General features: G+C 50.0%; 19 protein-coding genes. 11 read left to right on the top strand and 8 right to left on the bottom strand.

Annotated features, from left to right (window positions below):
• The first annotated feature begins 2 nt into the window (after nucleotides 1-2).
• The 9 genes from murC to mutT all read left to right on the top strand — a co-directional run bounded on the left by murC (nucleotide 3) and on the right by mutT (nucleotide 11,020).
• Nucleotides 3-1,448: a UDP-N-acetylmuramate--L-alanine ligase gene (murC, locus tag AC2T0J_RS00575; protein ID WP_489808268.1), complete on the top strand. Its 1,446-nt coding sequence runs from the start codon at nucleotides 3-5 to the stop codon at nucleotides 1,446-1,448.
• Nucleotides 1,448-2,392, top strand: a complete 945-nt coding sequence (locus AC2T0J_RS00570) for a D-alanine--D-alanine ligase (protein ID WP_489808267.1) — start codon at nucleotides 1,448-1,450, stop codon at nucleotides 2,390-2,392. The genes murC and AC2T0J_RS00570 overlap by 1 nt, the downstream gene beginning before the upstream one ends.
• Before the next feature lie 7 nt (nucleotides 2,393-2,399).
• Nucleotides 2,400-3,131, top strand: a complete 732-nt coding sequence (locus tag AC2T0J_RS00565; protein WP_489808266.1) for a cell division protein FtsQ/DivIB — start codon at nucleotides 2,400-2,402, stop codon at nucleotides 3,129-3,131.
• Between the two features lie 17 nt (nucleotides 3,132-3,148).
• Complete coding sequence (ftsA, locus tag AC2T0J_RS00560) at nucleotides 3,149-4,378, top strand: cell division protein FtsA (protein ID WP_489808265.1); 1,230 nt, start codon at nucleotides 3,149-3,151, stop codon at nucleotides 4,376-4,378.
• A 99-nt stretch (nucleotides 4,379-4,477) separates the two neighbouring features.
• Nucleotides 4,478-5,635 carry a cell division protein FtsZ gene (gene ftsZ / locus AC2T0J_RS00555; protein WP_489808264.1) on the top strand — a complete coding sequence of 386 codons (1,158 nt, stop codon included), beginning with the start codon at nucleotides 4,478-4,480 and terminating at the stop codon, nucleotides 5,633-5,635.
• 133 nt (nucleotides 5,636-5,768) lie between these two features.
• Nucleotides 5,769-6,680, top strand: a complete 912-nt coding sequence (gene lpxC, locus AC2T0J_RS00550; RefSeq protein ID WP_296046546.1) for a UDP-3-O-acyl-N-acetylglucosamine deacetylase — start codon at nucleotides 5,769-5,771, stop codon at nucleotides 6,678-6,680.
• Nucleotides 6,681-6,823: 143 nt separating this feature from the next.
• Entirely contained in the window at nucleotides 6,824-7,714 is an 891-nt protein-coding gene (locus AC2T0J_RS00545) for a M23 family metallopeptidase (protein WP_489808263.1), read from the top strand.
• A gap of 107 nt (nucleotides 7,715-7,821) precedes the next feature.
• Nucleotides 7,822-10,530, top strand: a complete 2,709-nt coding sequence (gene secA, locus AC2T0J_RS00540) for a preprotein translocase subunit SecA (protein ID WP_489808262.1) — start codon at nucleotides 7,822-7,824, stop codon at nucleotides 10,528-10,530.
• A gap of 85 nt (nucleotides 10,531-10,615) precedes the next feature.
• Nucleotides 10,616-11,020 (top strand): 8-oxo-dGTP diphosphatase MutT, encoded by a 405-nt coding sequence (gene mutT, locus AC2T0J_RS00535; protein ID WP_489808261.1) that lies wholly within the window; start codon nucleotides 10,616-10,618, stop codon nucleotides 11,018-11,020.
• On the opposite strand, the gene AC2T0J_RS00530 is transcribed toward mutT, so the two are convergent.
• From AC2T0J_RS00530 to AC2T0J_RS00510, 5 genes are all read right to left on the bottom strand, one after another.
• Nucleotides 11,017-12,939 (bottom strand): methyl-accepting chemotaxis protein, encoded by a 1,923-nt coding sequence (locus AC2T0J_RS00530; RefSeq protein WP_489808260.1) that lies wholly within the window; start codon nucleotides 12,937-12,939, stop codon nucleotides 11,017-11,019. The genes mutT and AC2T0J_RS00530 overlap by 4 nt on opposite strands.
• 137 nt (nucleotides 12,940-13,076) lie before the next feature.
• On the bottom strand, nucleotides 13,077-14,216 hold the full coding sequence (hemW, locus tag AC2T0J_RS00525; protein ID WP_489808259.1) for a radical SAM family heme chaperone HemW: 1,140 nt from the start codon (nucleotides 14,214-14,216) through the stop codon (nucleotides 13,077-13,079).
• A complete protein-coding gene (locus tag AC2T0J_RS00520; protein ID WP_489808258.1) occupies nucleotides 14,216-14,815 on the bottom strand; it encodes an XTP/dITP diphosphatase in 600 nt (199 codons plus the stop codon). Before AC2T0J_RS00520 ends, hemW begins: the two co-directional genes overlap by 1 nt.
• A gap of 5 nt (nucleotides 14,816-14,820) precedes the next feature.
• A complete protein-coding gene (gene srmB, locus AC2T0J_RS00515) occupies nucleotides 14,821-16,026 on the bottom strand; it encodes an ATP-dependent RNA helicase SrmB (RefSeq protein ID WP_489808257.1) in 1,206 nt (401 codons plus the stop codon).
• 47 nt (nucleotides 16,027-16,073) lie between these two features.
• On the bottom strand, nucleotides 16,074-17,186 hold the full coding sequence (locus tag AC2T0J_RS00510) for a tRNA nucleotidyltransferase/poly(A) polymerase-related protein (protein ID WP_489808256.1): 1,113 nt from the start codon (nucleotides 17,184-17,186) through the stop codon (nucleotides 16,074-16,076).
• A gap of 126 nt (nucleotides 17,187-17,312) precedes the next feature.
• Between AC2T0J_RS00510 and AC2T0J_RS00505 the strand changes: the two genes are divergently transcribed.
• A complete protein-coding gene (locus AC2T0J_RS00505; protein ID WP_489808255.1) occupies nucleotides 17,313-18,218 on the top strand; it encodes an ExeA family protein in 906 nt (301 codons plus the stop codon).
• On the top strand, nucleotides 18,215-19,276 hold the full coding sequence (locus AC2T0J_RS00500; RefSeq protein WP_489808254.1) for a general secretion pathway protein GspB: 1,062 nt from the start codon (nucleotides 18,215-18,217) through the stop codon (nucleotides 19,274-19,276). Before AC2T0J_RS00505 ends, AC2T0J_RS00500 begins: the two co-directional genes overlap by 4 nt.
• 20 nt (nucleotides 19,277-19,296) lie before the next feature.
• On the opposite strand, the gene AC2T0J_RS00495 is transcribed toward AC2T0J_RS00500, so the two are convergent.
• From AC2T0J_RS00495 to leuC, 3 genes are all read right to left on the bottom strand, one after another.
• On the bottom strand, nucleotides 19,297-20,514 hold the full coding sequence (locus AC2T0J_RS00495; protein ID WP_489808253.1) for a cyclic di-GMP phosphodiesterase: 1,218 nt from the start codon (nucleotides 20,512-20,514) through the stop codon (nucleotides 19,297-19,299).
• Between the two features lie 129 nt (nucleotides 20,515-20,643).
• On the bottom strand, nucleotides 20,644-21,243 hold the full coding sequence (leuD, locus tag AC2T0J_RS00490; protein ID WP_489808252.1) for a 3-isopropylmalate dehydratase small subunit: 600 nt from the start codon (nucleotides 21,241-21,243) through the stop codon (nucleotides 20,644-20,646).
• A 3-nt stretch (nucleotides 21,244-21,246) separates the two neighbouring features.
• A complete protein-coding gene (gene leuC / locus AC2T0J_RS00485) occupies nucleotides 21,247-22,647 on the bottom strand; it encodes a 3-isopropylmalate dehydratase large subunit (RefSeq protein ID WP_489808251.1) in 1,401 nt (466 codons plus the stop codon).
• Nucleotide 22,648 lies beyond the last annotated feature (1 nt).

Raw genomic sequence — 22,648 nt, 5'->3', positions numbered from 1 at the left:
AAATGGTATTGGAAACGCCTTTTCAAAGCCCACAGATGCGAAAAATTACACGCATATTTTTTGTCGGTATCGGCGGTGCCGGCATGGGCGGCATAGCCGAAGTGCTGTTGAATGAAGGCTATGATATTGCCGGTTCTGATATTCAGGCCGGTGCGATGACAGAGCGCCTGAGCGCACTGGGCGCAGAGATTGCCATAGGCCATCGCGCTGAAAATGTGGTGGATGCCAATGTCGTGGTGGTATCCAGTGCCATTAACGAGGCCAACCCTGAAATACAATATGCCAGGGAACAACGTATTCCGATTATTCGCCGCGCCGAAATGCTGGCGGAGTTAATGCGGTTTCGGCACGGTATCGCGGTCGCGGGCACCCATGGTAAAACGACGACGACCAGCCTGATTGCGACCATCTTTGCCGAAGCGAAACGCGACCCCACCTTTGTTATTGGTGGCTTGTTAAATAGTGCTGGCACTAACGCGCGACTCGGCAGCAGCCGGTACCTGATTGCTGAGGCCGACGAGAGTGATGCCTCCTTCCTGCATTTGCAGCCGATGATGAGTGTGGTCACTAATATCGAGGCCGATCATATGGAAACCTATGGCGGTGACTTCAGTAAAATGACCGACACCTACATTGAATTTTTACATAATTTACCGTTTTACGGGCAGGCGGTTGTATGCGGTGATGACGAGGTGGTCCGGTCATTACTGCCACAAATTGGTCGTAGCGTTATTACCTATGGCCTGGCAGACGACAACGATGTGTATGCCACGGATATTCGCTACAGTTTTGGCTCGGCACATTTTACCGTGCACCGGCCAGACCGAAAGCCGCTGGCAGTAAAACTCAATCAAACCGGTAAGCATAATGTGCTCAATGCGCTGGCCGCTATTACCGTCGCCTCAGAAGAGGGCATTGACGATGAGTCTGTCCGTTCAGCACTGGCCGGTTTCGGTGGCATTGGTCGCCGCTTTGAGGTGCTCGGCAAGTTTGACACCAGTGTCGGTGATGTGACCCTGGTAGATGACTACGGTCATCATCCTACTGAAGTTGCAGCAACGATCGAAGCTGCCCGCAACAACTGGCCGGAGCAACGGCTGGTGATGGTTTACCAGCCGCATCGTTATACCCGTACCCGCGACCTGTATGAAGACTTCGTCGAAGTGCTATCCCAGGTGGATTGTTTGTTATTGCTGGATGTTTACGCGGCCAGCGAGCAACCTATCGACGGTGCGGATAGCCGCTCGCTGGCGCGATCAATTCGCGCCCGCGGTCAGTTAGAACCGGTTTATGTCAGTGAGCACCGGGAATTACCGTCGATTCTGGCAAATCAGTTACAGGACGGCGATATAGTGATGACTCAGGGAGCCGGCAACGTAGGCCAGTTAGCCAGGAAGCTGGCGGCCATGCAGCTAAACCCGCAAGCTATGCAGCAGGAGGGGCAATAATGGTCTTAAAAACTTATACGCCGGACGCCTTTGGACGGGTGGCTGTAATGTACGGCGGCGACTCCGCTGAACGTGAAGTGTCACTGCGCTCCGGTGAGGCGGTACTGAAAGCCTTGAAAGCCGCGGGTGTTGATGCCATTGGTTTTGATACAGCTGAAAGGCAACTGACTGAATTAATTGATGAAAAGATTAACAGGGTACTGATTATGCTGCACGGTCGCGGGGGCGAGGATGGCAGTATGCAAGGTGCGTTACAACAGCTAAAAATACCCTATACCGGTAGCAGTGTGCTGGGCTCTGCATTGGCCATGGACAAGATCCACAGCAAACAAATCTGGCAGTGTCTCAATATTCCTACAGCGAAATATGAAATTGCTGTGAAAAGTCGCTTTGAAGCTGGATCATGCGGCGCTATAATGAATAGGTTAGGGGGGAAAGTCATGGTTAAACCGGCTCGGGAAGGTTCGAGCATCGGGATGGCCAAAGTGACTAGCGCTAAACAACTCGCGACTGCCACACAAGACGCATTCAAATACGATAATACAGTCTTGTTGGAGCAGTATATTGAAGGACCTGAATATACCGTTGCCGTTGTGCAAGGTCAGGCTTTACCTTCGATCCGCATGTCAACCCCGCATATATTTTACGATTATTCGGCCAAGTATCAGGATAATACTACTGAATATTTTTGCCCGAGTGGTTTGTCTGATGAAGACGAGCAACACTTGGCAACGCTGTGTGCATCAGCATTTGAAGCGCTTTCGGCCACTGGCTGGGGGCGGGTGGATGTGATGCAGGACAGACAATCTGGTGAGTTTTATTTGCTTGAGGCCAACACTGTGCCTGGCATGACAGAGAAGAGTCTGGTGCCAAAGGCGGCGGCTGCCGCCGGGATTAGCTTTACTGATTTGGTACTGGCTATCCTGGCAACCAGTATGGAGTAATTCGAGAATGTCAGCAGAACAACGCCAGGCGCCCTGGGGCGGCATTGCTTTTTTAGCGGTGTTGGTTGTGATGTTGATAATTGGCGGTATTCATACTTACAACTGGATGCAGGACGAGCAACAGGCACCGGTACAGGTGATTGATTTTTCCGGTCAGTTTGAACAACTGGACGTACTGAGGCTGGAACGACTGATTCGTCAGTCTCAACCTGGCAGCTTTTTTGCATTGGATGTTAATGACATCCATCAGTTGCTGGAGGACCAGGCATGGGTTTACCGGGCATCGGTGCGAAAACAGTGGCCGAACCGGCTTAAGGTTTACCTGGTGGAGCAAACACCGGTTGCCAGATGGAACGAAGATTTAATGCTTAACCCTTACGGTGAGAGTTTTAATGCCGAGGGCAAAAATTTGGGTTTACCGCGATTGTTTGGTCCCGGTGGCAGTGAGAAAACGGCGTTAGAAGGCTTTAATGCCATGCAAAAGTTATTGCGGAGTCGGCAACTGGAGATTGAAGAGTTGTCATTATCAGAACGTTTTGCATGGCAGGTACAGTTAGTAAACGGGATTGAGATAAATCTTGGCAGACAGGAATTTATTGACCGCTTACAACGATTTGTGGATGTTTATCCGTTACTGAGCGAACAACCTAAGGGTGTCAGTTACGTTGATTTACGCTACGACACAGGGCTGGCCGTTGGCTGGCAAAATGAAACTGATACTAATCAGACTAAAAGTTAATAAGAGATAAGCGACATATGTCTAAACCGGCAGAACGTAATTTGATTGTAGGACTGGATATCGGCACCAGCCGTGTGAAAGCGGTCCTTGGCGAATTACTCGACGATGAGCAAATCAGTATCGTAGGTGTCGGAACCCATCCCGCCCGAGGTATGGACAAGGGTGGCGTGAACGATTTGAACCTGGTCGTAAAGTCGGTTCAAAGTGCGGTCAACGAAATGGAACTGATGGCGGACTGTCAGGTCTCTTCTGTGTTTATGTCGATTTCCGGACGGCATGTGAAATGCCAGAACGAGAGTGGCATGGTGCCGATTAATAATCAGGAAGTGACCCAGGAAGATGTGGATAACGTGGTCCATGCGGCGCGCTCAGTGCCTATCGCGGCCGAGCGTCGGTTGTTACATGTGTTGCCACAGGAATTCACTATTGATGTGCAGGAAGGGATTAAAAACCCGATTGGTATGTCTGGCGTAAGAATGGAAGCCGAAGCTCATATTATAACCTGTGCAGACGATATGGCGAAAAATTTGGTGAAATGTATTGAGCGCTGTGAGCTGCAGGCTGATCAGATTATTTTCTCGGCACTGGCGTCAAGTTACGCCGTGCTTACCGATGATGAACGTGAGCTGGGTGTTTGCGTCGTCGATATTGGCGCGGGCACAATGGATATTGTTATCTATACCGATGGTGCAATACGTTACACTGCGGTAGTACCATTAGCCGGTAATCAGATTACCAGTGATATTGCAAAAATCTTCAGAACGCCAATCAGCAATGCTGAAGAGATAAAAGTTAACTATGCCTGCGCGCTAAAAGACATGGTTAGCATGGAAGAGAGTATCGAGGTGCCCAGCGTTGGCGGGCGTCCGGCCCGGGTTATGTCTCGTCATACTCTTGCAGAGGTCATAGAACCTCGGTATCAGGAGTTGTTTGAACTGATACATAAAGAAATTAAAAGCAGTGGTTTTGAAGAGCAGATCGCCGCGGGCCTGGTGTTAACCGGCGGTACCGCGAAGATGGAAGGTGCTGTCGAAATCGCTGAAGAAATTTTCCAAATGCCGGTGCGGGTGGGGAGTCCGCTGAATATGGTGGGGTTGTCTGAATATACTGACGATGCCAGCTTCGCAACGGCGGTGGGCTTACTCCACTATGGAAAAATGCAAGCAGATAATAAAAAAACGAGCAAGCAACGTGTGGCAGATGGTTTGTTTAAACGCGTGCAAAGCTGGTTTAAAGGTGAATTTTAAATTTTAGGGGGCGCTTAGGTTTACTCGCTGGAGTCATGGAATGCTCGCTATGCAGGTAAACTCAAGTGTTATAAAGACGTACAAAACCGGAGAGTAAGTATGTTTGAATTAATGGATAGCCACGGTGAAGAAGCCGTAATCAAAGTCATCGGTGTCGGTGGCGGCGGTGGCAATGCGGTTGAGCACATGGTGTCTCAAAGCATTGAAGGCGTAGAATTTATTGCAGTAAACACCGATGCACAGGTGTTACGTAGCTCATCAGCAGATGTAACTTTGCAGATTGGCTCAAATGTGACCAAAGGTCTGGGGGCAGGTGCCGATCCGAATAAGGGTCGTGAAGCCGCCCAGGAAGATCGTGAAACCATCCGCCAGGCGCTGGATGGCGCAGATATGGTATTTATCACCGCAGGTATGGGTGGTGGTACCGGTACCGGTGCAGCGCCGGAAGTGGCCAAAATTGCCCGCGAGATGGGCATCCTGACGGTTGCTGTAGTCACTAAGCCGTTTCCATTTGAAGGGAAGAAGCGGACTGATTTTGCTAACCAGGGTACTGATGAACTGGCGCGCAATGTTGACTCGCTGATCACCATTCCTAATGAGAAACTGCTGAAAGTCATGGGCCCGGGTACGCCGCTGTTACAAGCGTTTAGTGCCGCAAATGATGTATTGCGTGGTGCTGTGCAGGGCATTGCTGAACTGATTACCCGCCCAGGTCTGATCAACGTGGATTTTGCCGACGTGCGTACTGTAATGTCTGAAATGGGTAAAGCCATGATGGGCAGCGGTGCAGCCTCTGGTCCGGATCGCGCTGAAGAAGCGGCTGAAGCAGCGATTGCCAGCCCGTTACTGGAAGATATCGATCTATCCGGAGCGCGCGGTATTCTGGTGAATATCACTGCCGGCCCTGATTTCGCTATCGACGAGTTCGAAACAGTGGGTAATGCGGTTAAAGCTTTTGCATCCGAGAACGCTACTGTAGTAGTAGGTACCGTAATCGACATGGAAATGACCGATGAATTACGGGTCACCGTGGTGGCAACCGGGATTGGTGCCGAACGTAAGCCTGATATCTCGCTGGTGAGCTCTGAAGGTTCGCGTCTTAGTGCATCAGCTCGTGAGTTCCAGTCCAGCGGTGAATCCCGTGCGGTAGGTGGCACTGAAGGTAACCAGGCGCTTAAAGCAGATGAAAATGCGCAACCTGGTAATGACCTTGAGTACCTGGATATTCCGGCTTTTCTGCGTAAGCAGGCGGACTAGAAGGGTAAACAAAAATTTACAGGGTACTTGGTCAAAAGGTCTGGGTTGTTCATAAAATGACCTATTCTTTTGACAAGTGAGTGAAGGCTAACTATAATGTTTGGCCGCTTTATGTTAGGTGTTTTTTAAAGCCATGATTAGACAACGTACAATTAAACATGCAGTCCAGGAAACTGGCATAGGTTTGCACAAAGGGGACAAGGTCACGATGACTCTCCGGCCTGCGCCTGCGAACACGGGAATCGTGTTTCGGCGTATTGACCTTGAACCGCATGTGGACATTCACTCCCGCGCTAACGCGGTAGGGAATACCATGTTGTGTACCTGTCTGAATAATGACGACGGTGTGAGCATTCATACTGTTGAACACTTAGCGTCAGCATTAGCCGGACTGGGTATTGATAACATCATTGTTGAAGTTAACAGCAATGAATTGCCGATTATGGATGGCAGCGCGAGCCCGTTTGTGTTTCTGCTACAATCAGCTGGCATTGAAGAATTAAACGCGCCGAAGCGGTTTATTCGCATTACTAAGCCAGTACGCGTAGAAGACGGTGACAAATGGGCAGAACTACGTCCGTATGATGGTTTCCGGGTTGATTTCCAAATTGACTTTGAGCACCCGGTTATTAGTCAGACTCGTCAGCACATGGTAATGGACTTTGATTCATGCTCCTATGTTAATGAAGTGAGTCGTGCCCGCACCTTCGGTTTTATGCGTGACCTGGAATACATGAATGCAAACAATCTGGCGTTAGGCGGCAGTATGGAAAATGCCGTTGCGCTGGATGATTACCGGGTACTGAACCCGGAGGGTCTGCGTTATGATGATGAATTTCTGAAGCATAAAATCCTCGACGCTATCGGCGACCTGTATTTAGGTGGTCACAGCATTATCGGTGAGTTAGCCGCGTATAAAACCGGCCACGGTCTCAACAATAAGTTGTTGAACGCCGTACTTGCCCAGCGTGATTGTTGGGAATACATCACTTACGAGTCACAGGACGAAGCGCCCATTCGCTATGCGCAACCTGCCCTAGTCTAATACTTTATGCTGAAAAAGCCGCCCTCGTGGCGGCTTTTTTGTTGTTTAATAGGGGCGAATGTCGCTAGAATAGCGAACCATAAGAATTCAGCTGGCTGGTGTTGTACCGCTGGCTCATCGTACAACGACAAAAAAGACGTATAATGAAACTAACAGTGACATTTATTGGTAAGCATAAACGCATCAGGCGCAGCATCAGTGTGCGCTCGATCGTGAGCCTTACAGTGTTATCGTCACTGTTTGTGCTTGTATCCAGCCGTTCTACTGACTCTTCCTTTGAAAACCTTGCCCGCGTTAAAGTTGCCCAGAATATTCTTGAAGCCGAACAGCAGCAGGTAGATTCGCTTGCTGCCGCGACCAACGAGCAGGTTAAGGCATTGGCGGCACAACTGATGGCAATGCAAAATTCGTTGGATAAAATCGATGCGAAAACGCAGGTGTTGGCTAAAGCGATCGGCGTGGATGAGCAGTCGGTAGGCGATTTCGGCCTGGCATCAGCCACCATAAGCAGTCAGTTAGAAGACGAAGAACAGCGGCTATTATCGCCGATAGAAGATTTAAACAGTCAGTTGAAGCATAAGCAGCAACAACTGGCCGCACTTGAAAGATTGGTTACCGGGCACCATATAGATGAACAGATTAGTTTGTCGGGACGCCCGATAGAGACAGGATGGTTATCATCCTACTATGGCATGCGAACGGATCCGTTTACCGGACAACCGGCCATGCACAACGGATTAGACTTTGCCGGTGAAGTAGGTGACGATGTTGTTGCCACTGCAGCAGGCATAGTGACCTGGTCAGGCGATCGGTATGGTTACGGTCATCTCGTGGAAATTGAACACGGCGATGGATTAGTAACACGCTATGGTCACAACCAGACTCTGCTGGTGAACAAGGGTGATTTGGTGACAAAAGGCCAGGTTATCGCGTTAATGGGGAGTACCGGACGTTCTACCGGCGCTCATGTACATTACGAAGTCATTAAAGCAGGTCAAAAAGTCGATCCACTTCCTTACGTTTACAAAAAGTAGCGTAAGCCTCTATTACACGCCAATCAATCTATTGTAACGCGACAGATTAATCTGCCGGGCAGATGAATTTGTTTTTAATAAATCACAGAAGTGGAAATACCAACACAATGTTTGCAAGCATGCTCAGGAAAGTATTTGGCAGTCGTAATGATCGACTATTAAAAAAATTACAAAAGCACGTCAATGCCATTAATGCGCTGGAAGCAGAATACGAAGCCCTTGATGATGCTGCGCTGGAGCAGAAGACGGCGGAGTTTCAACAACGCCTGAAAGAGGGTGCGAGTCTCGATGATATTCTTATCGAAGCATTTGCAACCGTTCGCGAAGCGAGTAAACGTGTGTATGGCATGCGCCACTTCGACGTACAGATGCTCGGTGGACAGGTGCTTCACTCTGGGAAAATTGCTGAAATGCGTACCGGTGAAGGTAAAACCCTGACCTCTACCTTACCCACTTACTTAAATGCGCTGACCGGCCGTGGTGTACATGTCATTACCGTGAACGATTACCTGGCCAAACGTGATGCCAACTGGAGCCGTAGTTTATTTGAGTATCTGGGCTTAACCGTGGGCTGTAACGTGCCAGGACTAGCACCGGAACAGAAACGAGAAGCTTATCAGGCCGATATTACCTATGGCACCAACAATGAATTCGGCTTCGATTACCTGCGCGATAACATGGCGTTCAGTCCCCAGGATCGGGTACAGCGTGAACTGTATTATGCGGTAATCGATGAAGTGGACTCCATCCTGATTGATGAAGCCCGTACGCCGCTCATTATCTCCGGTGCCGCCGAAGACAGTTCGGAGTTGTACTTACGCATCAATCAGATTATTCCTGAGCTGGCCAGACAGGATAAAGAAGACGAAGAAGGCAAGCATGGCGATGGTGACTTCACCATTGATGAAAAAGCCAAGCAAATCCACCTGACGGAGCATGGCCAAATCCACGTTGAAGAGATCATGAAACGTGAAGGTCTGCTTAACGAAGAAGAGTCGCTATTTGATGCGGGTAATATCTCTTTGCTGCATCACGTTAATGCCGCATTGCGTGCCCATAAGCTGTTTACCAAAGATGTCGACTACATCGTTAAGGACGATAACATTGTTATTGTTGATGAGCATACCGGCCGTACAATGGAAGGCAGACGTTGGTCTGAAGGTTTACACCAGGCGGTTGAAGCCAAAGAAGGCGTGAAGATTCAAAATGAAAACCAGACATTGGCGTCGATCACTTTCCAGAACTATTTCCGTTTATACGAAAAACTGTCGGGTATGACAGGGACGGCCGATACCGAAGCCTTCGAATTTAATCATATTTACAACCTCGAAACGGTGGTTATCCCCACTAACCGCGACATGGTGCGTGATGACAAGGCGGATTTGATTTATTTGACTGCCCAGGAAAAATACGATGCCATCGTAGAAGATATTCGCCGCTGTGTGAAGCGTGGTCAGCCTACGCTGGTTGGTACGGTCTCTATTGAAAACTCTGAGTTGCTGTCACGTATTCTTAAGAAAGAAAAGATCCCGCATAAAGTACTGAATGCGAAGTTCCACGCCCAGGAAGCCGATATTGTGGCTCAGGCTGGTCGTCCCGGCGCCGTAACCATCGCTACTAACATGGCCGGTCGGGGGACAGATATTGTTTTAGGTGGTAACTGGCAGGCGGAAGTCGACAAGTTGGAAAACCCAACCGAAGCGCAAATCCAGAAGATTAAAGAACAGTGGGAAAAAGACCACGAGACCGTACTGGCTGCCGGTGGTTTACATATTATCGGTACCGAACGTCATGAGTCCCGTCGTATCGATAACCAGTTGCGCGGTCGTGCAGGTCGTCAGGGTGATCCTGGTTCATCGCGTTTTTATCTGTCACTGGATGATGCCCTGATGCGTATTTTCGCTTCAGAGAAAATGGCCAGTATGATGAAACGTCTGGGCATGGAGAAAGGCGAGGCGATTGAACACCCATGGGTTACCCGAGCAATTGAAAATGCCCAGCGTAAGGTTGAAGGCCGCAACTTTGATATTCGTAAGCAGTTGCTGGAATACGATGATGTTGCCAACGATCAGCGTAAGGTGATTTACGAACAGCGTAATGAACTGCTTGATGAGTCAGACATCAGTGAAACCGTGCAGGCGATTCGTGAAGACGTTATCAGTGGTGTTGTGGATGAATATATCCCGCCGCAGTCGCTCGAGGAGATGTGGGACGTTAACGGACTTGAACAGCGCCTGAAAGCCGATTTCGCGCTGGAAGCGCCAATCCAGCAATGGCTGGATGCGGACGACAAACTGTATGAAGAAAAACTGCGTGAGAAAATTCTTAATGAATTGAATGCCGCTTACAAAGCCAAAGAAGAGATGGTGGGCGAACAGGTACTGCGTCAGTTTGAAAAAGCGGTGATGCTGCAAAACCTCGACAGTAACTGGAAAGAACACTTGGCCGCGATGGACCATTTACGTCAGGGGATCCACTTGCGTGGTTACGCGCAGAAGAATCCTAAGCAGGAATACAAGCGTGAAGCGTTTGAGTTATTCTCTGCTATGCTGGAAGGCCTGAAACTCGAAGTCATTACGATTTTAAGCCGGGTCCAGGTGCGAGCTGAATCTGACGTTGAAAAAGTGGAAGAGCAACGCCGTCAGGCTGATGACGTGCCGAAGAATTTCCAGCATGCAGAAGCCGATGGAGAGCCCTCGGAAGACGTGAGTGGTCCACAGGCGGCTATGCGTCAGGGGCCTAAAGTCGGGCGTAATGACCCATGTCCTTGTGGCTCTGGCAAAAAATACAAACAGTGTCACGGTAAGTTAAAGTAAGCCGTTAGCACCGAGATTGAAAAGGCTGGTTATCTGTGATGAACAGGTTACCGGCCTTTTTTATGAGCAAAACAGGTAACCAATCATGAAATACATCGATGTAGCCGTTGGGGTTATTCTGCGCGATAACCAAACCTATGTATGTTTACGCGCCAGTGATAAACATCAGGGCGGTAAATGGGAATTTCCCGGCGGCAAAGTGGAAGACGGCGAATCACCAGAAACCGCATTAAGCCGGGAGCTAGCGGAAGAAGTGGCCATCCACATCACCCATTGTCAGCCTCTGCTACTGATTGAGCACGATTACGGTGACAAGTGTGTGCGTTTACATGTATTCACAGTAACCGCTTTTCACGGCGAGCCAACCGGAGCTGAGGGACAACCCGGAAAATGGCAGGCTCTGGATAAGCTTAGCTATGATGACTTCCCGGCGGCAAACCGGGAAATTATCGATGCATTGATAGCGCAACAGGCGAAAACGGCAGATTAAAACCGGTAGCGCTTGAGCTGTTGCTGCATACTGCTGATTTCGTCGACCAACTGTGAGCAGTTCTGCGCGACCTGGCGGGCATAATCGCTATTCTGATTGCCAACATTCTGAATACTGCCTAAACGTTTGGCGACATCTTCAGTAATGCTGGCCTGACGGGATGCCATGGACGCCGCTTCCTGATTTAATGTGGTAATGGTTGCCACGGCATGGAGCGATTTCTCCAGCGACTCGCCAGCGTTTTGTGTTACTTGTACGGTAGCAAACGCATTGTCCTTGTTCTGCTGCATTTTATCTGCCGCCTCACGGCTTCCCTGTTGTAAGCGCTCAATCATCACGCGAATTTCTTCTGTAGATGACTGGGTGCGACTGGCCAGTGAGCGGACTTCGTCTGCGACCACGGCGAATCCGCGGCCTTGCTCTCCTGCACGGGCGGCCTCAATCGCCGCATTGAGTGCCAGTAAATTTGTTTGCTCGGCGATATTACGGATAACATCCATCACACCACTGATTTGTTCACTGGCAGCAGCCAGTTCATTGATAACCTGAACCGAGGTGTCGATATTCTGTGCCTGGGCCTCAATGTCTCTAATGGTTGCGGATAGCACACTGACGCTGTCACGAGTGTCTCTGTCGGCAGCGCCGGCGGCTTCATTGGAATGAGTAATGTTAGTTGATACGGCCGTAGCATTTTCCTGCAACGATGATAGTGCATCGCCGATGGCACTGGTTTCACTGGTTAGTTCTGTTACCGTCGAGCTGGACTTCGCCGCAGTGTCATTAAGTTGCCGGGACTGGGAAAGCATGGTGTCAGTGGCCTGATTCACGTTTTTCAGTGTGGATTGCAATTGTGATAGCAGTTTATTAAATCCTTTGGCCATCTGGCCGAATTCGTCGCTGGAGTTGGCATTAAAGCGGAACGTTAAGTCGCCCTCACCAGACGCCAGGTCGTTCACAACGCCGATAAATTTGTCCAGAGGCTTACCCACCAAATAATTGATTAAAAAGAATATCGTCGCCAAAATGGCGACGCTACCAACAATGATTTTCAGTAACACCGAAAATACTGCTCCGGCAACCAGAGATGACTTTTCGTCACTGGACGCCGCCAGAATAACTTCATAACCCCATTTATCGAAGGGGACAATGCTGATATCCCAGTTGTCATCGGCGTTAGTCAATGCGTTATTCACCGTCGCTTCATTGACGTGGGATGAATGCATGCGCAGGTTGCCCTTGCTATCCTTGAGCGCGACAAATCCTTCTTCAAGCAATTTACTTTTATTAATAGCTTCCTCGAGAACTTTGAGGTCGGCAGAATAGCCCACATACCAAATGCCGATAACTTGCTGGGCCGCGTTAAACATGGGCTCATATGCGGTGAGGTAAGGACTGCCAAGGATATCGACGGCGCCATAATAGGCGTTGCGTTGTTTGATTTGCGCCATTGCCTTACCCTGCGGGGCCAGCTTGGTACCAATAGCCCGCTCACCGTCTTTGATGACATTAGTGCTGACCCGGATAAAGTCATCGCCGGTTTTACTAAATAGCGTAGCCGTGCCACCCATTACGCTGGTAAGATCGTCAACCAACGCGAAATTATTGGCTTGAGCTTCGTCGCCAATAAAAAGCTGGGTTGCCGCAGTTTGCTTAACCATTACCTGGCCACCCTGGGAGGGAATACCAATTTCGCCTCCGCGTTCCTTTAATAGCTTCATGCTGCTGACTACGCGCTCGTGCATCAGTGAGTCTGTGACGGTCAGAATATTTGTCAGGCGGGCCGACAATTGGTCTTTTTGTTGATTAATTTTCTGCTCAGCTTCAGATGAGGCTGAAAAAGAAGTAATAATCGCGATAACCACTGCAAAAGCTGCAATTACCGCTGTGATAGCGATAAGGAATTTACGCTGAATGGACATACTTACTCCGGCTACAGGCTGATTTTGCTGGCGTCCCTGTTCAGCAACGGAATTGGATATTTTTATTAATAATAGTAGAGTAAATTTTCGATTCGGCTATTTTTTTAACGCATTAAGGCTGTTTTGTGGCGGCCTGATTACACAAAGGCGCTTAATAATGTGTTGAGGTAGCGCCTGCCAAGTGGCGTTACCTGCCAGTGCTGCGCTGCATTAATGAGCAAACCACTGTCAACGGCTCGCTCTAGCGCTTGACGCTGCTCTGTGGAGAGAGATGTACCGGTAAGTGCCTCAAAATCGGCTTTGGGACAGGGCTCCACCAGCCGAAAGCGATTCATAAAAAACTCAAAGGCCAGATCATCCTCGGTTACCTGGTCTTGATGATCCAGATAAGGTCGGTTAAGCGTCATATAGCCACGAGGGTGCTTTACTTTAACCGTGCGCGTAACAGTGCGGTTGTCAATGTCAGTGAGTTTGCCATGGGCACCACATCCAATGCCAATATAGTCTCCAAATCGCCAGTAATTGAGGTTATGCCGGCATTGATAGCCGGGTTTACTGTAGCCGGAGATTTCATATTGCTCATAGCCAGAAGCTACCAGCAATTTATGACCGTCAGCCTGTATATCCCACAGGATATCATCGTCAGGTAATTCTGGTGGTCTGGAGTAAAAAGGGGTGTTGGGTTCAATGGTGAGCTGATACCAGGATAAATGCTTGGGCTGTTGGGTGATTGCCTGGGCCAGATCGTCGAGTGCATTCTGCAGTGTTTGATCTGGCAAGCCATGCATTAAATCAACGTTAAAGCTTTTAACGCCACTTTGTTCGGCTTGTGCAATAGCAAACAAAGCCTGCGCCGGGTCATGAATGCGCCCCAGCGCGGTTAAATGGCGGGCCTGAAAGCTTTGAATGCCAATAGAAAAACGGTTTACCCCCGCTGCGACATAACCTGCAAACCGAGCTACTTCAATGGTTCCAGGGTTCGCTTCCAGAGTTATCTCGATGTCTTTTGCGAAGGGGACGCGTTTTTTCGCCTCTGTCAGCAGACGGCCTATGCTGTCGGGGCTAAACAGACTTGGCGTACCGCCCCCGATGAAAATGGTTTCCACTGGTCGCTCACCAGTGAAACGAGCATCCTGCTCTAAATCGGCCAGTAAATGGGCAATATATTCCTGCTCCGGTAAGCCGCTTTTCAAGGCATGGGAATTAAAATCACAGTAGGGGCATTTTTGCACACACCACGGGATGTGGATGTATAAACCCAAAGGAGGATGATGCATTACAGGCCTTTAATACGTGCCAGCAGTTGTTGCATGGCCTGGCCGCGATGACTGACGGCGTTTTTTTGGGATTTTTCAAGTTCTGCCGCAGTGCATTTAAACTCTTCCACGTAAAACACCGGATCGTAGCCAAAACCGCCTTCCCCATGAGGATGGCGGGTGATACTGCCGTGCCACTGGCCTTCACTAATAAAAGGAACAGGATCGCCAGCGTGGCGCATCATCACTAGTACACATTGAAAGTGAGCAGCCCGGTTTGAGTTACTCTCACCTAACTCTTTCAGTAATCGGTCAATGTTCTCACTGTCGGAGGCATCCTCGCCGGCATAGCGGGCCGAATATATGCCCGGCGCGCCCTGCAAGGCGTTTACTACCAGCCCCGAGTCATCCGCGATAGCGGGTAAGCCGGTTTCCTGCGCTGCATGACGGGCTTTAATAATGGCATTCTCAACGAAAGTGGTACCGGTTTCAGGCACACTGCTTACGTTAAACTCACTTTGTGGTAGTACTTCAATATTCAGCGGCGCGAATAAGCTGGCGAATTCTTTTACTTTTCCGGCGTTACCGGTGGCCAGAACTACTTTGGCAGGCAGTGACATAATCGTTATCTCTTTTTCTTGCTGGATTTGGACGGTTTGGATTTCTTCTTCTTAGCTTTATTTTCCGGCGCTTTGTGTTTAGGCCGCAAGCCTTCAACATAACGGGCTTTAAACGGCTCATCCATATAGCGCGAAACCCGGCCGACCATCTCAAAATCATGAGCTTCGATTAACGAAATGGCGGTGCCTTTGGCTCCTGCGCGTCCGGTACGACCTATTCGGTGTACGTAAACATCGGCTTTGCGAGGCATGTCAAAATTAATCACATGGCTGACATTAGGCACATCAATGCCGCGGGCGGCAACGTCGGTGGCCAGCAGAATATTAAGCTTACCCGATTTAAAGCTGGTCAGAGCGGCATTACGTTTGTCCTGGGGCATTTCGCCCTGCAGGTAACACACGTTGAAGCCCAGTCGCTGCAGATTTTCACGCAGCCATTGCAGACGCTCGCGGGTTTTAACAAACACCACGGCGCTGGTGATTTGTTCCTTGAGGATTTTCTCCAGTAAGGCGAGCTTATGTTCCAGGTTATCGGCCAGATGATACCACTGATGAATTTTGGCTTTCTCGCGACGCGGCGGATCAGCTTCGATGATGGCTGGCTCATTGAGCAGGTCATTGGCAAAATGACGCACGCCGGCGCCTTCCAGCGTTGCTGAGAACAACATATTCTGTTTACGCCAGCGGGCTTCCGAAGCGATTTGGTTAACGATCCCGGAAAAGCCCATATCCAGCATACGATCGGCTTCATCAAGAATTAAGCACTCAATGTCGCGGCAATCAGCCGATTCCTGTTCGATGTGCTCAAACAGGCGACCAGGTGTCGCAACCAGAATATCGAGATTCTGTGACAGGGTTTCTCTGTCGGTGCCGTAGTTAATGCCGCCGGTGATTACGCCGCAGATTAAATCGGTGTGGCGGGTAACCGCAACGGCTTGCTCGTATACCTGTAATGCCAGTTCACGGGTTGGTGTCAGCACCAGAATACGGGTCGAGCCAGGTTGTTTGCGCGGAAAATCCAACAGAAACTGGCAGGCCGGTAATAAAAAGCCCAGGGTCTTACCAGTTCCGGTTGGTGCGGAGGCCAGAATGTCCTTACCTTCCATTGCTACCGGTACTACCATGGACTGGATGGTGGTAGGGCGCGTCAGGCCCATATCGGCGAGTGCCCGGCACAGGTCATCGTCTAATTCTAGTTGTTCGAATGTCATAAAAATACGTCTGTCGCATGAATGGCGCTATTGTAGCATTAAATCGACTAATCGCCGTGATTTGTGATGCTCTGTTGGATCTGTTTCAGGCGTTGTTGGCTAAGTTGTTGTTTGATATCAGGGCCCTTATACCCCGCGGCGATAATGGCTTTCACGTCCACCTGACTAGCTGCCGAAAGCGCGTCAGTAAATGCAGCCTTATAGTGCTGCCCTTGCTCTGGGTATACCACGCTTAACAGCGGCATCAGGCGCTCCAGCCGTTGTGGTCGGCGCCAGGCATCGCAGGTATTGAGCGCGTCCAGTAGCCACTCGCTGTGATGAATGTGCTTAGCCAGAGAAGGCAGTACTTTTGCCGCCAGTTGTGCACAGTCAGCTTCCTGGTTTGGCACTTTGAGTCTTGTTTGCAGCGAATTTAACGCCTGGGGTTCAAGAGGCCAGCAAACTGCCGCCCAACGAACGGTTAATGGCTGCTCAGAAGCCGCCGCGCGTTGTAGGTAACCGGTGATTTTATTATTCGATATTACCGCCTCAAGTTCCGGCATCCAGGCGTTAAGTGCACCGCATTGTTGTAATACCTTAAGGTAAACATCAGGGGCGTCTTCCATCAGTGCCCGGCGTGTCTCTTGCCAGACGCGCTCAGCACTCAAATGTCGGATATCGGTCGATGTGGCCATAGCTTGCATCAGTTTCATGGTTTCTTCCGCCACGGTAAACCCCAGGTAAGCATAGCGGGCTGCAAACCGGGCAACCCTGAAAATTCGCAGTGGATCCTCGCTGAAAGCCGAAGACACATGGCGCAGCAAACGCTGCTGCAAATCTGCCCGGCCATTATAGGGGTCAATGAGCTCACCATCGGCGGATTCTGCTATTGCATTAATGGTGAGATCCCGGCGAAGCAGGTCTTCTTCGAGGGTCACATCGGGCGTAGCATGACAGCTAAAACCGGTATAGCCGCCGCCGGTTTTTTTTTCGGTTCTGGCGAGAGCATATTCTTCCTGAGTGTGCGGATGTAAGAACACCGGGAAATCTTTACCAACCTGAGTATAGCCCTGGGCCAGTAATTGCGCCTGAGTTGCGCCCACTACCACCCAGTCCCGCTCGGTGACGTTTCGATGGAGTAATTTGTCGCGTACTGCGCCGCCGACCAGATAAACTTGCATGCTCAAAATGTGCCGTTGAATGATAGGCGTATTATGCCTGAGTAAGCGCCTGAAAACACGGTGTTGTTGACTTCAACCGACAGTCTGATAGTTTACCGGACATATGGACAGTTCAGTTGATAAAACATGTTTTTACAATATTTCGGGTTAACTGATAATCCGTTCTCCATCGCGCCCAATCCAGATTACCTGTATATGAGTCCTCGCCACAAGGAAGCGCTGGCGCATCTGACCTTTGGTTTACGGGAAAGCGGCGGCTTTGTGATGTTAACCGGCGAAGTGGGTACCGGCAAAACCACAGTTTCACGTAAGTTACTGCAACAGTTGCCAGACTCGACCCAAGTGGCGATGATCCTTAATCCAACCTTATCAGCTATTGAACTGTTGGCAACGGTATGCGACGAACTTAACATTGAAACCGATCCTAACCAGGCCAGCCTGAAGTACTTTACTGACAAAATATTGCAAAAGCTGGCAGATAATCATAATGCCGGTAAAAACACCGTGTTGATGATCGATGAAGCGCAGCACCTGTTGCCTGAAGTGCTTGAGCAACTGCGGTTACTGACCAACCTGGAAACCAACCGTGAAAAGCTGCTCAAGGTGGTGCTGATTGGTCAGCCAGAATTGCAGCAATTGTTAAAACGTAATGAACTGCGTCAGTTAGCGCAGCGGATCACCGCACGGTATCATTTGTTACCACTCAATGCTGACGAAGTGAAAGCTTACGTTAATCATCGTTTAAGTGTGGCAAATGGCGATATATCGGTGTTTAGTGCTGCCACGGTGCGTACCATGTACCGGGTAACTGCCGGGATCCCGAGAGTGATCAATCTGCTTTGTGACAGGGCGATGACCCTGGCGTTTACCCAGCAAAAGCCGGTGGTGAAAAAGTATCTGTTTTTAGCAGCAGCGGAACAAATTTTAGGTGAAGACGTAGTACAGCAACGCTTGCGTGGCCAGCAAACGCTGATATATGCAGGAATTTTCTGCAGTGCGTTAGTGGGCGGTTATTTATGGGGGATGGTATGAACCAGATCATCCCTATTGAACAAGCTACGCCTGGCATGATGATTGTGCAGGTGACGGCGCAAAATGGCCCGGTGAAAATTAAAAAATCCGGCCTTATCACCAGTGGCGCTATGATCCAGGGACTGATTGAAATGGGCGTTCAGGAAATTGAATATGATCCGGAACAAACCGTTGAAATTTGTGCAGAGGAAACGCTGGTTACCACCGAGCAAACGCCGACTCAGGCGCTATTGCGCGGGCAATACGACACCCGAGCACAAAAAACCGACAGTGCCATTAGCGATCAGTTTAACCGCAGCTTGTTTTTGCCTACAGTAAATGGCCTCCCTGGGCAATGGCAGCGCTTGTTTAAGCCGCTGATGACGGGGTTATTGCTGTTAGTAGGAGGCGGCGCCACCGGTTATTTCCTGGCTGTCGGGCCCACTATGCTAGAGCAGTTATTAAACGCGCCGGAAAAGAGCACTGAGCGGGTGGTGAGCCAGACTGTCGTCGCCGCGCCGCTAACGGTATCCAGCTCACCTGTAGCACAAATGGACATTCAGCCAGCAGCCGCTGCGAGTAATGCTGCCGAAGATGCCAGCGACAGGGTCGAACCAGTTGCAGTGGCGACAACCAATGGCCAAACTAATTCAGCATCGACCGACACTGAAATTACCCCGGCTGAGGAAAGTCCTGTGGCAGCAGATAATGAAACCGATAAGATGGCAGTGTCGCCGGAATTGATGGCCCGGTTCAATAAAGTCCTTACCGATCTGGAAAAAGAAGAAGCCCGCGGCATAGAACCGTCGGCTTCAGAAACCGTGGTGACGGTTCATGATGATATCCAGCGGGTTGATCAACTGCCGGCGAGGTTACTGACCCGTTTACCGGCTATGGACTTCAGTGCCCATATGTATGCCTCAGCGCCCGCTGATCGTTGGGTCCGGGTGAATGGCGATGATAAGGGCGAAGGCGACTGGATTGCTGATCGTGTACAGATTGTTAATATTGAAGCACAAAGAGTGATATTACGCTTTGAAGGCGAAGTGTTTAGTATGACGGCGCTCACCGACTGGTAACTCCGATATAGGTAAGCGGCTTATTCGCTTACCTGAGGAATGAACACTTCAGTGAAAAATTTTGGCAGGTTAATAGCAAATTCGTCCGGGCCAATACTACTCTCTATCTCATCGCTGCCTTTCGCCAGATCGATCCGTTTTACTTCCTGATAATGACCGCTGTTGACACTGTAAAATGTCATCACCTGCGGTTGTAACAGGTTAGAGGCATTGCGCCTGCTGACGACGCCCAGCTTGCCGCTTTTAAGCTTAACCAATGAACCAATGGGGTAGACACCCAACACACCAATCAGTCTGTTAACCAGCGTTTGTTCCAGGCCTTTATTACGGGCCAGTGACTTCAGTACTTTATTGGTAGGGAGCGCGCTGCCAAATGGTGTGGGCATGCCTAGCTGAGAGAACTCATCGACCACTGCCGCAAGCTGGGCCAGCGGCGCAATCTCGTCACCAGCCAGGCCTTTAGGGTAACCTGAACCATCGATTCTTTCATGGTGTTGGCTAATGATATCCTTAACCACCTTCGGTAGATCGTCGGTATGTTCGATAGCCTCGAGAGATTCATCAACGTGAGTCTGGTACATCATTAAGTCTGTACCACCCAACTGTGCTTCAGGCACACACAGTTCAGGTGGCAGTTTCACCATACCGGTATCCATCAGCAGGCCGGCCAGACTCGCATATTCGACAGATTGTTTATCAAATCCGGCGGCATCAGCCAGAATAGCCATATGAATACTGCAGTTAAGAGAGTGTTCCAGTAAACTGTCGTTGCCGCGTTGGACCATGGATAGGCAGATTATCGCAGCCTGGTTTTCAAACACACATTCCAGAATATCCTGTGTTAACGTAGTGAGCTTATTGAGATCTGCCCCTTTGCCAGACTTCAGCTGCTTAAGAAACGTTTGCTGTATTGTCATCGCTTTCCGGAAGAGTTGCTCCGCGGCTCTTAAACTGTCGCTGGTAAGCGGCTCAGTACTAACCGGGTCATTTAAATCACTGGCTGGTTCGTCTTTACATTCGGTAATTGCATCGCTTGGCGGAGAGAGCATATTTGTAGGCGCTGTGCCTTTGTCGGTGTCAATTTCGACAAACTCGACACCTTTATTCTTCAACTGAGTGATGACTGCTTCAGCGCGAACTATGCCTTTGGAGCGTACTTTTACCTGGTCGGTCTCATCGAGAACCCGGTTAACATACATACCTGGGATTAAGTCATCGATGGCAATTCGTTGTAGCATTTCCTCTCCGGGTCAGCTTTTATTGGTAGTAGTTTGATTTGCTAACTATAGCGTAACTGTATAGAGATGAAATGAAAAAAATAAAATGCCGCTCATCTTGATCAAATAAGCGGCATTTCATTCCGCGCGTTATAGCCAGGCAGGCTGTTTCGCTTCGAAGGCTTCGATATCGCCGGTTAGCTCAAGGGTCTGGCCAATGGCATCAAGGCCTTTTATCAGATTGTTCTTGTGGTGTTCGGCAATGTCAAAAGACATGCTGGTTTCACCGACCGACACGGTTTGTGCGGGAAGATCGATACTGATTTCAGCATTCGGATCCTTTGCCACGGCAGCAAACAATACATCCATTTCATTGCTGCTCAGAGCTATAGGCAGTAACTGGTTGTTCATGCAGTTACCGTAAAAAATATCGGCAAAACTGGTGGCGATAACCGCTTTAAAGCCAAAGTCGTTTAATGCCCACGGCGCGTGTTCCCGACTTGAACCGCAGCCAAAGTTTTCCCGGGCCAGCAAGACAGAGGCACCGACATGTTCGGGCTTATTCAGTACGAATTCAGGGTTAGGCTCCTGTTCTTCCAAATCCAGATAACGCCAGTCGTGGAACAGGTGCTTACCAAAACCAGCGCGGCTGACGCTGGTCAGAAATTGTTTCGGAATAATCTGGTCAGTGTCGACATTTGCCTGATCAAGGGGGCAGGCTGTACCCGTTAACGTTGTGATACCAGTCATGGCTTACTCCTGAAAATCTCTGACATCGGCAAAGGTACCGCGTAATGCGGCAGCGGCGGCCATTGCCGGGCTAACCAGATGCGTGCGGGCACCGCGGCCCTGACGGCCCTCAAAGTTACGGTTACTGGTAGAGGCGCAACGATCGCCAGCGGTCAGCAGGTCATCGTTCATGCCTAAGCACATTGAGCAGCCGGGTAAACGCCATTCAAAACCGGCGTCTTTAAATATCACGTCGAGCTTCTCTTCTTCGGCCTGGCGCTTAACCGCAGCAGACCCTGGCACTACCATAGCCGTTACATTAGCTGCTACCTTACCTTGTTTGGCTATGTGCGCCGCAGCGCGCAAATCTTCGATACGGCTGTTGGTACAAGAACCAATAAACACGTGAGAAACCGGCACGTCGCCTAATTTCTCGCCGGCTTTCAGTCCCATATATTGCAGGGCTTTACGAGCCGATTCTTGCTCAACACTGTCACTGAAGTCTTCCGGACCGGGGACGGGGTCGTTGACGCCGATAACCTGCCCCGGGTTGGTGCCCCAGGTAACCTGTGGCGTAATGTCTCTGGCTTCGAGCTCCACCACGGTATCAAACACGGCATCGTCGTCGGAATACAATGTTTTCCAGTATTCAACGGCCGCATCCCAGTCGGCACCCTGCGGGGCAAACTCACGGCCTTTTAGGTAATCGAAGGTGGTTTGGTCTGGCGCAATCATGCCAGCTTTGGCACCTGCTTCGATGCTCATGTTACAGATTGTCATGCGCTCTTCCATCGACAGCGCTTCAATGGCTTCACCACAATATTCGATAACGTGTGCGGTGGCGCCGGCATGACCAATCTTGCCAATGATGGCCAGAATGATGTCTTTGGCAGTAATGCCGACGGCCAGTTTACCGTTGACTTTAATCTGCATGGTTTTGCCACGGCTTTGCTTGAGCGTTTGGGTTGCCAGTACGTGTTCTACCTGAGAGGTACCAATACCAAATGCCAGGGCGCCAAATGCGCCGTGGGTGGCGGTATGTGAATCACCGCACACGACAGTCATGCCGGGCAGAATTAAGCCCAGCTCAGGACCCATTACGTGCACAATTCCCTGCTTTTGGTGACCTACAGGGAATAATTTCACTCCGTGTTCTTCGCAGTTTTCGGCCAGCGTTTGCAATTGCAGCTTGTTTTGCGGACCACAAGCATCGAGCGCCAGGCTGCGGGTTGAGATAGAATGGTCCATCGTAGCAAAGGTGCGGTCGGGACGACGCACTTTACGACCTTTTTCGTTGAGCCCGGCGAATGCCTGCGGACTGGTGACTTCGTGGATTAAATGACGGTCGATGTAGATCAGACTGTCATCACCCATCTGGCTGATGATGTGGGCCTGCCACACCTTGTCGTATAAGGTTTTAGCCATG

It is taken from the genome of Alteromonas sp. ISO5 (genome assembly GCF_058105165.1).
The sequence above is the reverse complement of the archived record's forward strand: the minus strand, read 5'-3'. Positions and strand labels throughout refer to the sequence as shown.

Excerpts from the sequence above, each read along its gene's own strand:
- murC (WP_489808268.1), top strand. The coding sequence starts at position 3 with ATGGTATTGGAAACGCCTTTTCAAAGCCCACAGATGCGAAAAATTACA.
- AC2T0J_RS00570 (WP_489808267.1), top strand. The coding sequence starts at position 1,448 with ATGGTCTTAAAAACTTATACGCCGGACGCCTTTGGACGGGTGGCTGTA.
- AC2T0J_RS00565 (WP_489808266.1), top strand. The coding sequence starts at position 2,400 with ATGTCAGCAGAACAACGCCAGGCGCCCTGGGGCGGCATTGCTTTTTTA.
- ftsA (WP_489808265.1), top strand. The coding sequence starts at position 3,149 with ATGTCTAAACCGGCAGAACGTAATTTGATTGTAGGACTGGATATCGGC.
- ftsZ (WP_489808264.1), top strand. The coding sequence starts at position 4,478 with ATGTTTGAATTAATGGATAGCCACGGTGAAGAAGCCGTAATCAAAGTC.
- lpxC (WP_296046546.1), top strand. The coding sequence starts at position 5,769 with ATGATTAGACAACGTACAATTAAACATGCAGTCCAGGAAACTGGCATA.
- AC2T0J_RS00545 (WP_489808263.1), top strand. The coding sequence starts at position 6,824 with ATGAAACTAACAGTGACATTTATTGGTAAGCATAAACGCATCAGGCGC.
- secA (WP_489808262.1), top strand. The coding sequence starts at position 7,822 with ATGTTTGCAAGCATGCTCAGGAAAGTATTTGGCAGTCGTAATGATCGA.
- mutT (WP_489808261.1), top strand. The coding sequence starts at position 10,616 with ATGAAATACATCGATGTAGCCGTTGGGGTTATTCTGCGCGATAACCAA.
- AC2T0J_RS00530 (WP_489808260.1), bottom strand. The coding sequence starts at position 12,939 with ATGTCCATTCAGCGTAAATTCCTTATCGCTATCACAGCGGTAATTGCA.
- hemW (WP_489808259.1), bottom strand. The coding sequence starts at position 14,216 with ATGCATCATCCTCCTTTGGGTTTATACATCCACATCCCGTGGTGTGTG.
- AC2T0J_RS00520 (WP_489808258.1), bottom strand. The coding sequence starts at position 14,815 with ATGTCACTGCCTGCCAAAGTAGTTCTGGCCACCGGTAACGCCGGAAAA.
- srmB (WP_489808257.1), bottom strand. The coding sequence starts at position 16,026 with ATGACATTCGAACAACTAGAATTAGACGATGACCTGTGCCGGGCACTC.
- AC2T0J_RS00510 (WP_489808256.1), bottom strand. The coding sequence starts at position 17,186 with ATGCAAGTTTATCTGGTCGGCGGCGCAGTACGCGACAAATTACTCCAT.
- AC2T0J_RS00505 (WP_489808255.1), top strand. The coding sequence starts at position 17,313 with ATGTTTTTACAATATTTCGGGTTAACTGATAATCCGTTCTCCATCGCG.
- AC2T0J_RS00500 (WP_489808254.1), top strand. The coding sequence starts at position 18,215 with ATGAACCAGATCATCCCTATTGAACAAGCTACGCCTGGCATGATGATT.
- AC2T0J_RS00495 (WP_489808253.1), bottom strand. The coding sequence starts at position 20,514 with ATGCTACAACGAATTGCCATCGATGACTTAATCCCAGGTATGTATGTT.
- leuD (WP_489808252.1), bottom strand. The coding sequence starts at position 21,243 with ATGACTGGTATCACAACGTTAACGGGTACAGCCTGCCCCCTTGATCAG.
- leuC (WP_489808251.1), bottom strand. The coding sequence starts at position 22,647 with ATGGCTAAAACCTTATACGACAAGGTGTGGCAGGCCCACATCATCAGC.